Raw genomic sequence first — 9,368 nt, 5'->3', positions numbered from 1 at the left:
CATGATTACCCAAGTGGTGAGCTCGGTGCAGAAGGTTAGCGATTCGTCGGAGCACACCGCCGATATTGCGATCCGCACCAACCAGGGCGTGCATAAGCAGATGGTGGAAATCGACCAGGTCGCCACTGCCGTGCATGAGATGACCGCCACCGCCCAGGACGTGGCGCGCAATGCCACCCAGGCCGCGCAAGCCGCCAGCCACGCCGATCAGGCCGCGAATCAGGGCATGCGCATTGTGCGCGACACCTCGGCCTCCATCGGTGTGCTGGCCGAGGAAATCGGCAAAGCGGTTGCGGTGGTGCAAACGCTGGCCAAGGACAGTGAAAACATCAACGCGATCCTGACTGCCATTCGCGGGATTGCCGAACAGACCAACCTGCTGGCGCTGAACGCTGCCATCGAAGCCGCGCGCGCCGGCGAACAAGGTCGCGGGTTTGCCGTGGTCGCCGACGAAGTGCGCAACCTGGCGCAAAAAACCCAGCAGGCCACCGAAGAAATCCAGGCCATGATCCAGCAGTTGCAACAAGGCACACGGGACGTGGTACGGGTGATGGAAGACAGTCAGCACCGCACCGACGAAAGCGTACAACACGCGGCCAAGGCGGCTGAAGCGCTGCAGACTATTACTCAGGCAGTGTCGGTGATCAACGACATGAACACTCAGATTGCCAGTGCGGCCGAGGAGCAGAGCGCAGTGGCCGAGGACATCAATCGCAACGTGATTAATATCGGCCAGGTGGCCAATGAAGTGGCGGGAGGCGCGGACGAATCCAGCGCGGCCAGTGCGGACTTGACCAAGCTGGCGGAGCAGCAGCGGCGGCTGATCAATCAGTTCAAGGTGTAGGGCGCGCCGACAGGCTCACGCCGGGGTCAGGCACTCCGGCCCATTGAGCTTGGGATCGTTGACCAGGTTGGCCAGGACCCGCTCGCGCAACGCGCTCGGTTCACTGGCCAGCAATGCCTGCAACGCCGGCAGCGGCGTGTCGGGGTTGAGCCAGGCCGCTTGCCCTGCCGCATCCAGGATCAACGGCCGTCGCTGACTTTGCGCGGCCTGCGTCACCACGGCCGTGCTCAGCCACACCTGTTCCTGCACGGGGTAGGCTTCCCAGATCGCGGCAAAAAACAACGAGGAGCCCTCCCCCGGCGTCAGCCAGTACGGGCGTTTGCGCTGGGTTCCGCGCCATTCGTAGAAACCGTTGGCTGGCAAAAGGCAGCGGCGTTGGCGAAACGCCTCGCGAAACATCGGTTGCTCGGCCAGGGTTTCGGCGCGGGCATGGGCCGGGGTGCGGGACAGGTCGGTGAGCCAGGGCGGCGTCAGCCCCCAGCGAGCGCGGGCCAGGGTGAGCTGCTCGCCTTCCAGGCGCTGGATCAGCACCGAATCATTCGGCGAAATGTTCCACTGCGCCTGCTGATCGGCCGGAAAGCCCGGCAAGGCAGCAAAGGTGGGGTTCCAGCGAAACAGGGCATAACGTCCACACATGGGGCAACACGACTCTTGGATAAACCGGCCGACAGCCTAACAGACCAACACGTCGGGGAAGCTGTCGGGTTCATCGCCGGGCAGCGGTTGCGCGCCGATATAGGCGGTGATGAGTTCACGGGCGTCGAGTGCGCGGTCGTTGTCCACTTCCAGGCCAAGCAGGCCGAAGATCGGCAATTCGCCGGTGCCGCCGAGCAAATGGCGGCCCACCAGGTGCGCCTCGATACCCTCGCTGGCGAGCATCTGCTGCAGCAGCTCGCCTTCCATCAGGTTTTCCGGTTCGTAGATTCGCTGCATAGGCGTACCTGTTATTCGTTCTCGCTGCGGGTGTCGAGCATCCACTCGTCGCCATGCACCTGCAGATTGAAAATGATCGGTCTGCAACACACCTGGCAGTCTTCAATGTAAATCTGGTCACCGCCAGACAAATCCACCGATGTTTCAACCGACTCGCCACAATAAGGACAATCGTACAGCGCAGGTTCCAGCATCGCAGTCTCCCAGGTGACTTGTGCGTATAATCGCCGGTCTATTTACAGGGTTATACCCCGGCTGAGCCAATGACTCGGGCCGAACCCTGGTATTTCTTCTACTTACCCTAGCCGTTTCTAACAAGAGAGCATGATGGGCGAATTCGATACCATCCGACCTTACAACGACAGCGAAGTCCCGGCGGTGCTGGCGCGGCTGTTCAGTGACAAGGCCTTTCTGGACATCCTGACCCACTTCCGCTTCCCCCGCTTCGCCGGCACCCTTGGCTGGCTGCTCAAGCCCATGATCGCCCGCAAATTGCGCCGCGAATTCGCCGGCGTCACCACCGTGGCGACGCTGCAGGACAAAGTCGAGTATTACGTCGACCACACCATCGACCGGGCGACCGACGGTGTCACCTACACCGGGGTCGAGCAGCTCAAATCGGGCACCGCCTACCTCTTTCTGGCCAACCACCGCGATATCGTGATGGACCCGGCCTTCGTCAACTACGCCGTGTACCACGCCGGCCTGCCGACGCCGCGCATCGCCATTGGCGACAACCTGCTGCAAAAGCCGTTCGTCAGCGATCTGATGCGCCTGAACAAGAGCTTCATCGTGCACCGCTCGATCACCGGGCGGAAGGAAAAAATGGCGGCGTTCAACCTGCTGTCTGCCTACATCAACCATTCGATCCTCAATGACGGCCAATCGATCTGGATCGCCCAGGCCGAAGGCCGCGCCAAGGACGGCGACGATCGCACCGAATCGGCGATCCTCAAGATGTTCCACGTCAGCCGCAAGGACGAACCGTTCGCAGAAGTGATCCAGTCGCTGAACCTGACGCCCGTGTCCATCAGCTACGAATACGACCCCTGCGATGCGGCCAAGGCGCGCGAACTGTATATCCGCGCCACCACCGGCACCTACACCAAGGCATCGGGCGAGGACGACGTGAGCATTGCCCTGGGCATCACCGGCTACAAGGGCCGGGTGCATATCAACTTCGCCCCGCCGATTACCGAGCGCTTCGAAGACACCAAGGTGCTGGCGGTGGAAATGGACCGGCAGATTCTCGGCGGCTACCGCTTGTTTCCGGTGCACTACCTGGCTTATGCCCAATGGAGTGACGCCGAGCCGCAATTGCAGGTGCCCAAGGCCGAGGAGCTGTTCCCCGCCGACGAGTTGGCCAAGGCGAAGGCCGAGTGGGAGCGGCGCTTGAGCGAATGCCCGGCGGAACACCGGCCATTCCTGGTGGTGCAATATGCAACGCCGGTGCGCAATCAGTATCGGGTCAAGGCTGGGATCCCGCTCTAAACACCGGGCGAAAAATGTGGGGGCTTGCAGCTCCCACGTTCGCTTTGCAGTGTTCTTAAAGGTGAGTGCTGACCCACGAGGTCAGTAGCGCCATTCCAAGGCAGGCGAACCCGATGCGGTAAGCCACCCGGTGCGCCCGTACAAGGCGCACATCCAGAAACAGCATCGGCTGATCGATTGCGCGTTCTTCGCTTTGAGCGGCGAGCTTGGTCATGGCGCGCTGCTCGCGCAGGCGGGTGACATACAGCAGCGCGGCGCCTGGGCAGGCGATTGCCAGCGCGACAACGTTAATCATTAGTGCGAGCAGTGCCATCGCAAACCTCGGTAAAACGGTGCCTGGGTAACAGTTTGGACACAACCGCACGCGCACTACCTCTGCTGCGCGTGAACGTTTCCTCCCCATGGACGGCTAATCTATCCAGTAATTTACCGCGTCACCTGAACGTCACCTTAACAGTCCACTCTGTGGCCCTTCGGACGTTCGGGAGCTTGTCATGCTGCATGCACAAAACCAGGATCGGCTGTATCTGATCGCTCAAAGCGATGAACAGGAGGCGCTGATAGACAGCCTGGCGTTCAACGTTCAAGACCGGCATTGGCTGGTGTATTGCGCCCTGGGCGGGCATTCCCATGCGGACTTGCCGGAAACCGATCTGCTGACCGGGATCAGCCTGCTGGACTTCTGTATCGACACGGCGGCATGAAACTGAAGACGTAAAAAAACCGGGCCTTGCGAGCCCGGTTTTTTGTGGAGCGGTTATTGCGAGCTAAGCAACTGGCCGATGCTCGGGTCTTTGAACAGACGGGTCAAGGCATCGCTCAGGACGTCGCTGACCAGCTTGGTGTTGGTCTCCTGGTTCGGCGACATGCCAAAGCGCTGATTCAGGGATGCAGCGTAGCGGCCACTGTAGCGGCGGGTGCCGGCGTTGACGTCGGACTTGAAGGTCGCGCCGATTGACGCCTCGGTCACATACAGACCTTCCTTCGGCGACTGGTATTTCAGCTCAGCCAGGGTGACCGTCAACTGCGGCACGCCCGGCGAGTTGGAGGGAGTAAAGCCCAGCAGACGCACGGCCGCCTCGGCTTGGGCCTGCAGCTTGGGCAGCACATCCTGGGCGTTGACCGAAATCAGCGCGGTCTCCGGATACAGGCCCCCACGGGAACCCAAGGTCGGCGAAGGACGGCCATCCACCACACGCACCGACACCGGCTGACCATGGCCTACCGGGGCCAACTGCGTGGTGAGCTTCGGTTGCGGGCTGAGTTGTTGCGGGCTGTTGGCGCAGCCAACCAGGGACAACGTGGTCACAGTGATCAAACCGAACAACAGGCGTTGCAACATGCGCTTCTCTCCAGAAATCAGGTACCGACAGGCCGGCAGTATAACGGGGCGCCATCGCCGGGAACCAGCATCAGTTACAACCTATGACTCACGACACTGTGCGCGGTTCGCTGTCACCGATGTGTCACAGCCGATACATCGCCGCGTCATCCCGCATCGGCATGCTTGGCCTCATTCACAGGAGGTTGATCGCCATGCAATATCTCTGGTCGTTATTTACTCGCAAGCCCGCGCTTCGTCAGTTTGCCTTGCTCGATTCCCAGGGCCGCTGCCAAGCCTTCAAAGAATGCCGCCAGCCGCCGGTGGGCCAAGGCTGGGTGGAAATCGAGGAAATCCGCTTGAGCTGGATGCATCGACCGCTGCCGGCCCGGGCCCGTGTCAGCCCACGCGCGACACGGTCATCGCGCCACCCGGTGTTGGCCGCCTGACCAAACGCCTAATAAAAGTCATAAAACACGCCCATTTCCCTGACGTTCTTCGCTACAATCTCCCCCCGATTATAAGGACGTCTCCTGATCGGGCCTCGCAGCATCGTTAATGCCTCGGTATTAACCCCCAAGAATCGCCCACAGAGAGCCGCCCACACAGATCGAGTGAAGCCGGCGCGCTTGCTGTTCCTTTGCAAACCACCCGCCTTTACCGAATCTGCCAGAGCTGCCATTGCGCTCGGCCACTTGAGTTGTTTGCCCGTTTTGCTGCCTATCGGCAGAGGTTTACGGGCCAGGTGCCAGGCTGGGGCAGCCCTTTTTTGAGGTTCACGTCTTCAAAAGAGCGTGAAAAAACGGGTTTTCACAACTTCACAAGAGTGTGGCGAGCAAATGAATAGTTTGGCGTTTGTACAAGCACCATCAGCGTCTGGAACAGCCCAACCGCACAGGACCGAGCACCCATCAACCACTGGAGCTTGAGCCTGTCCGCTACGGATTGATTGCACGCATCGCACGCTTTGACCATAAGTCGAATTGCCACAGCCGCCCATGAATGCGTTCATAGGCAGATCAGGCCAGGCAGCAAGCGTGTGCTGAGTTGCAAAGAATTGCGAAACGGACATGGCGATCCTGGCCATGGGTAACCTGGGGCAATACGTGAACGCCCCGTCACTCCTGGCAGCCATGCCGTCAATTTGGTGCTGCAGATTTTGGAGACGCGTTAAATGGCGCATAACGAAGCAGTCGATGTAGTACTGGTAGGGGCCGGCATCATGAGTGCCACCCTGGCCGTACTACTCAAAGAGCTCGACCCCGGCCTCAAGCTGGAAGTCGTTGAGCTGATGGACTCGGGTGCCGCGGAAAGTTCCAACCCGTGGAACAACGCCGGTACCGGTCACGCCGGCCTGTGTGAGCTGAATTACACACCTCAGGCCGCCGATGGCTCCATCGACATCAAGAAAGCCGTGCACATCAACACCCAGTTCGAGGTGTCGAAGCAGTTCTGGGCGTACTTGACCAAAAAGGGCACCTTTGGCTCGTCCAGATCCTTTATCAGCCCGGTACCGCACCTGAGCTTCGTGCAAGGCGACAAAGGCGTGGAGTTCCTCAAGAAGCGCTTTGAGACCCTGAGCCAGCACCACGCGTTTTCGGACATGCACTACACCGAAGACCGCAGCGAGATGGCCGAATGGATGCCGCTGATGATGCCGGGCCGCCCGCTCGACGAAAAAATCGCCGCCACCCGCGTCATGAACGGCACCGACGTCAACTTTGGCGCCCTGACCAATCAACTGCTCAACCACCTGACCAGCTCGGCCGACGCCCAGGTCAAGTATTGCAAGCGCGTCACCGGCCTCAAGCGCAACGGCGCCGGCTGGACCGTGAGCATCAAGGACGTCAACAGCGGCAACAGCCGTGAAGTGGATGCCAAGTTCGTGTTCCTCGGTGCTGGCGGCGCGGCCCTGCCGCTGTTGCAAGCCTCGGGCATCGAAGAAAGCAAAGGCTTCGGCGGTTTCCCGGTCAGCGGCCAGTGGCTGCGCTGCGATAACCCTGAAGTGGTCAAGCATCACCAGGCCAAGGTCTACAGCCAGGCCGCCGTGGGTTCGCCGCCAATGTCGGTGCCGCACCTGGATACCCGCGTGGTGGATGGCAAGAAATCTCTGCTGTTCGGGCCTTATGCCGGGTTCACCACCAAGTTCCTCAAGCACGGTTCGTTCCTCGACCTGCCGCTGTCGGTTCGCGCCGGCAACATCGGCCCGATGCTGGCCGTGGCTCGCGACAACATGGACCTGACCAAGTACTTGGTCAGCGAAGTGATGCAGTCCATGGAACAGCGCCTGGAATCCCTGCGCCGCTTCTACCCGGAGGCGAAAGCCGAGGACTGGCGCCTGGAAGTGGCCGGTCAGCGGGTGCAGATCATCAAGAAAGACCCGAAGAAAGGCGGCGTGCTGCAATTCGGTACCGAGCTGGTCGCAGCCAAGGACGGATCGCTGGCGGCCCTGCTGGGCGCCTCGCCAGGCGCTTCGGTGACCGTCTCGATCATGCTGGAACTGATCGAGCGCTGCTTCCCGGACAAGGCCAGTGGGGAGTGGGCGGCTAAGCTGCATGAAATCTTCCCGGCGCGGGAAAAAGTGCTGGAGACCGATGCCGAGCTGTATCGCAAGATCAACGCCCAGAACAACATCAGTCTGCAATTGGTTGAGCAGAGCAACGAGGCCGAGAGCTTCGCCTAAGGCCTTGCTGCAATAAAAAACGCCCCGCTCTCACGAGGAGAACGGGGCGTTTTTTTGCCTGGAGTAATCAGCCGCGGGCGTTGTCGATCAGCTCGATGTATTCGGCGGCGTTACGCTGGTCTTTGATCAGGTCGACGAAGGTCTGGCCGTGCTCATCCTTGCCATCCAGGTCCAAACCGGCTGCCTTGAAAAAACCCAGGAAGCGCTCGAAGTCGTCGATACGCAGGCCACGGTAAGCCTTGATCAGTTTGTGCAGGGACGGTGAAGTTGCGTCGACTGGCTCGAAGTCCAGGAACAACTTGATCTGATCGTCGCCGATCTCGTCGCCAATCACCTGTTTCTTATCTTTACGCATTACCGACTCCAGCCTGCAGACATTTACACGGGGCTTGAAGTCTACCTGCGGGGCACGGCCTTGTGTAGGCGCCGGCCTATCTGGACTTGACCGTGCCGGTATGCAAATCCGCCCAGATATGACCGTTGGCATAACTGAGGAACTGCACATACACCGTGTCATTGCGCAGCAGATCGACGATTACACGGTATTGAGCCACCGGGTACGACAAGGTAAGCGTACGGGTTTTCTCATCGAATACCGGCTTTTTCAGGCTTTTGCTTTCGGCATCGAAGTTGAGCATCACTTGGGCGATGGTCGCGCCTTTGTTCAGGGGCTTGCCCTTGAGGCGGATCATCAGCGGTGACGTAACCGGGATCGGCTGTTGATTGGACTGACGCTGATTGCCCACCACCACCGCGTACTCGGTGACCTGCAGCAATTGCTGCTGATCAGGAGCTTCGGCACGCAGGGCAAGGTCATCCGGCGGCAGGAATTGGCCGTGCATCGGCGCGGGCGCTGCGGCCAAGGGCAAACTGAAGGACAACGCCAGCATGGCGCAACTGCGTATCAACCGGCTCATGAGCCACTCCACGGCAAGGGGCCCAGCACTGTAGCTCAATCGAACTGCGCTAGCATCCAGCGTTGATACGCCGCCACGCCGGCGTCGCCTTCGCGCGGAGCCCACTCGGCCAGTTCGCCCTCGCCAACCGGCCGATAAGGCCCTGCCTTGCATTCGAACATCACCGTATCGGGCTGCAGCACCACCAGGCCATGGAACACGCCCGGCGGCAGATCGACGCCGGCGCACTCGCCGCCAGCCTGCATCACGCGCTTGGCGATTACCTCGCCGCGGTCATTGAACACCAGCAGGCCCAGACGGCCCTTGAGCACGAGCAAGGTTTCCGCCTTGTCCGCACTGAGGTGGCGATGTGGGGGCACGTAGGTGCTCGGTTGCAGGCCCACTGCCATGCGATGACACGGCTCGTCCATCTCATGGAAATTGTGATGATGCCGCCCACGGGTGCTGGCGTTCGCTTTCTCGGCCAGCTCGGTAAACAGTGTCTGATCCAGAAAGCGCGCCACGTATCACATCCCTTTGACGGCGTAGATGCCATTGGCGTTGCGCCAGTAACCCTTGTAATCCATGCCGTAACCGAAGATGTAACGGTCGATGCACGGCAGACCGACGAAATCGGCTTTCAGCTCAGGGCGAGCCTTGCGGTCGTGGTCTTTGTCGATCAGCACGGCAGTGTGCACTTTGCGTGCGCCGGCGTGTTTGCAGAAGTCGATGATTGCGCCCAGGGTGTGACCTTCATCGAGGATGTCGTCGATGATCAGCACGTCACGGTCAATAAACGAGACTTCCGGCTTGGCCTTCCAGAACAGGTCGCCGCCGCTGGTTTCATTGCGATAGCGAGTGGCGTGCAGGTAAGACGCTTCCAGCGGGAATTGCAGGTGAGTCAACAATTTGCCAGCGAAGATCAGACCACCGTTCATCACACAGAACACCACCGGGTTGGTATCGGCCATTTCGCGGGTGATGTGGGCGCCGACCTTGGCGATCGCTTCTTCGACTTGCGCTTCGGTGTACAGGCAGTCAGCCTCGCGCATGATTTGACGGATATGCTCGAGATCAGCGGACATGGCGCTCTCCAAGGGGTGCTGTGGCAAGAAAAGCGGGCGAAGGTACGCTTCTCATGCGCTCCGGGCAAGCCTTTATGGACTAACGTGCTACATGTCTATAGGACAACACCCTCGG

The 9,368-nt window shown here is 60.3% G+C and carries 14 protein-coding genes; 5 read left to right on the top strand and 9 right to left on the bottom strand.

Going from position 1 to position 9,368, the window contains the following annotated elements; genetic code table 11:
* The first annotated feature begins 1 nt into the window (after position 1).
* Complete coding sequence (locus tag ACFZPT_RS08000; RefSeq protein ID WP_376697614.1) at positions 2 to 844, top strand: methyl-accepting chemotaxis protein; 843 nt, start codon at positions 2 to 4, stop codon at positions 842 to 844.
* A 15-nt stretch (positions 845 to 859) separates the two neighbouring features.
* Here the strand turns inward: ACFZPT_RS08000 and ACFZPT_RS07995 are convergent, their stop codons facing one another.
* Genes ACFZPT_RS07995 through ACFZPT_RS07985 form a run of 3 tightly spaced genes read right to left on the bottom strand, consistent with a single transcriptional unit; the run spans position 860 to position 1,971 of the window.
* Positions 860 to 1,480, bottom strand: a complete 621-nt coding sequence (locus ACFZPT_RS07995) for an SOS response-associated peptidase (RefSeq protein ID WP_034095940.1) — start codon at positions 1,478 to 1,480, stop codon at positions 860 to 862.
* A gap of 36 nt (positions 1,481 to 1,516) precedes the next feature.
* A complete protein-coding gene (locus ACFZPT_RS07990; protein ID WP_034095939.1) occupies positions 1,517 to 1,777 on the bottom strand; it encodes a putative signal transducing protein in 261 nt (86 codons plus the stop codon).
* 11 nt (positions 1,778 to 1,788) lie between these two features.
* A complete protein-coding gene (locus ACFZPT_RS07985) occupies positions 1,789 to 1,971 on the bottom strand; it encodes a CPXCG motif-containing cysteine-rich protein (RefSeq protein WP_034095938.1) in 183 nt (60 codons plus the stop codon).
* Between the two features lie 133 nt (positions 1,972 to 2,104).
* Between ACFZPT_RS07985 and ACFZPT_RS07980 the strand changes: the two genes are divergently transcribed.
* Positions 2,105 to 3,268, top strand: coding sequence for a 1-acyl-sn-glycerol-3-phosphate acyltransferase (locus ACFZPT_RS07980; protein ID WP_177449829.1), 1,164 nt, complete (start codon positions 2,105 to 2,107; stop codon positions 3,266 to 3,268).
* Between the two features lie 55 nt (positions 3,269 to 3,323).
* Here the strand turns inward: ACFZPT_RS07980 and ACFZPT_RS07975 are convergent, their stop codons facing one another.
* Positions 3,324 to 3,581 carry a hypothetical protein gene (locus ACFZPT_RS07975; RefSeq protein WP_099312828.1) on the bottom strand — a complete coding sequence of 86 codons (258 nt, stop codon included), beginning with the start codon at positions 3,579 to 3,581 and terminating at the stop codon, positions 3,324 to 3,326.
* A 181-nt stretch (positions 3,582 to 3,762) separates the two neighbouring features.
* Here ACFZPT_RS07975 and ACFZPT_RS07970 point away from each other — a divergent pair, with 181 nt between their 5' ends.
* Positions 3,763 to 3,972 (top strand): hypothetical protein, encoded by a 210-nt coding sequence (locus ACFZPT_RS07970; protein ID WP_034095935.1) that lies wholly within the window; start codon positions 3,763 to 3,765, stop codon positions 3,970 to 3,972.
* A 53-nt stretch (positions 3,973 to 4,025) separates the two neighbouring features.
* Here the strand turns inward: ACFZPT_RS07970 and ACFZPT_RS07965 are convergent, their stop codons facing one another.
* Positions 4,026 to 4,610, bottom strand: coding sequence for a YajG family lipoprotein (locus ACFZPT_RS07965; protein ID WP_034111785.1), 585 nt, complete (start codon positions 4,608 to 4,610; stop codon positions 4,026 to 4,028).
* A 194-nt stretch (positions 4,611 to 4,804) separates the two neighbouring features.
* Here ACFZPT_RS07965 and ACFZPT_RS07960 point away from each other — a divergent pair, with 194 nt between their 5' ends.
* Both ACFZPT_RS07960 and mqo read left to right on the top strand, forming a co-directional pair.
* The gene (locus ACFZPT_RS07960; protein ID WP_099312829.1) at positions 4,805 to 5,038 is read left to right on the top strand and encodes a hypothetical protein; all 234 of its coding nucleotides are present in this window, start codon (positions 4,805 to 4,807) and stop codon (positions 5,036 to 5,038) included.
* A 725-nt stretch (positions 5,039 to 5,763) separates the two neighbouring features.
* Positions 5,764 to 7,272, top strand: coding sequence for a malate dehydrogenase (quinone) (gene mqo, locus ACFZPT_RS07955; RefSeq protein ID WP_034095932.1), 1,509 nt, complete (start codon positions 5,764 to 5,766; stop codon positions 7,270 to 7,272).
* Between the two features lie 67 nt (positions 7,273 to 7,339).
* Here the strand turns inward: mqo and ACFZPT_RS07950 are convergent, their stop codons facing one another.
* From ACFZPT_RS07950 to ACFZPT_RS07935, 4 genes are all read right to left on the bottom strand, one after another.
* Positions 7,340 to 7,627, bottom strand: coding sequence for a PA4642 family protein (locus ACFZPT_RS07950; RefSeq protein WP_017845962.1), 288 nt, complete (start codon positions 7,625 to 7,627; stop codon positions 7,340 to 7,342).
* A gap of 76 nt (positions 7,628 to 7,703) precedes the next feature.
* A complete protein-coding gene (locus tag ACFZPT_RS07945) occupies positions 7,704 to 8,189 on the bottom strand; it encodes a hypothetical protein (protein WP_034111783.1) in 486 nt (161 codons plus the stop codon).
* 35 nt (positions 8,190 to 8,224) lie between these two features.
* Positions 8,225 to 8,692, bottom strand: a complete 468-nt coding sequence (locus tag ACFZPT_RS07940; protein WP_034095930.1) for a WbuC family cupin fold metalloprotein — start codon at positions 8,690 to 8,692, stop codon at positions 8,225 to 8,227.
* 3 nt (positions 8,693 to 8,695) lie between these two features.
* A complete protein-coding gene (locus ACFZPT_RS07935; RefSeq protein WP_012722254.1) occupies positions 8,696 to 9,253 on the bottom strand; it encodes a hypoxanthine-guanine phosphoribosyltransferase in 558 nt (185 codons plus the stop codon).
* Between the last annotated feature and the right edge of the window lie 115 nt (positions 9,254 to 9,368).

This window comes from Pseudomonas sp. MD330_10, from assembly GCF_042610415.1.
Lineage (GTDB): Bacteria > Pseudomonadota > Gammaproteobacteria > Pseudomonadales > Pseudomonadaceae > Aquipseudomonas > Aquipseudomonas rhodesiae.
This window is presented reverse-complemented; position numbering and strand designations above follow the sequence as displayed.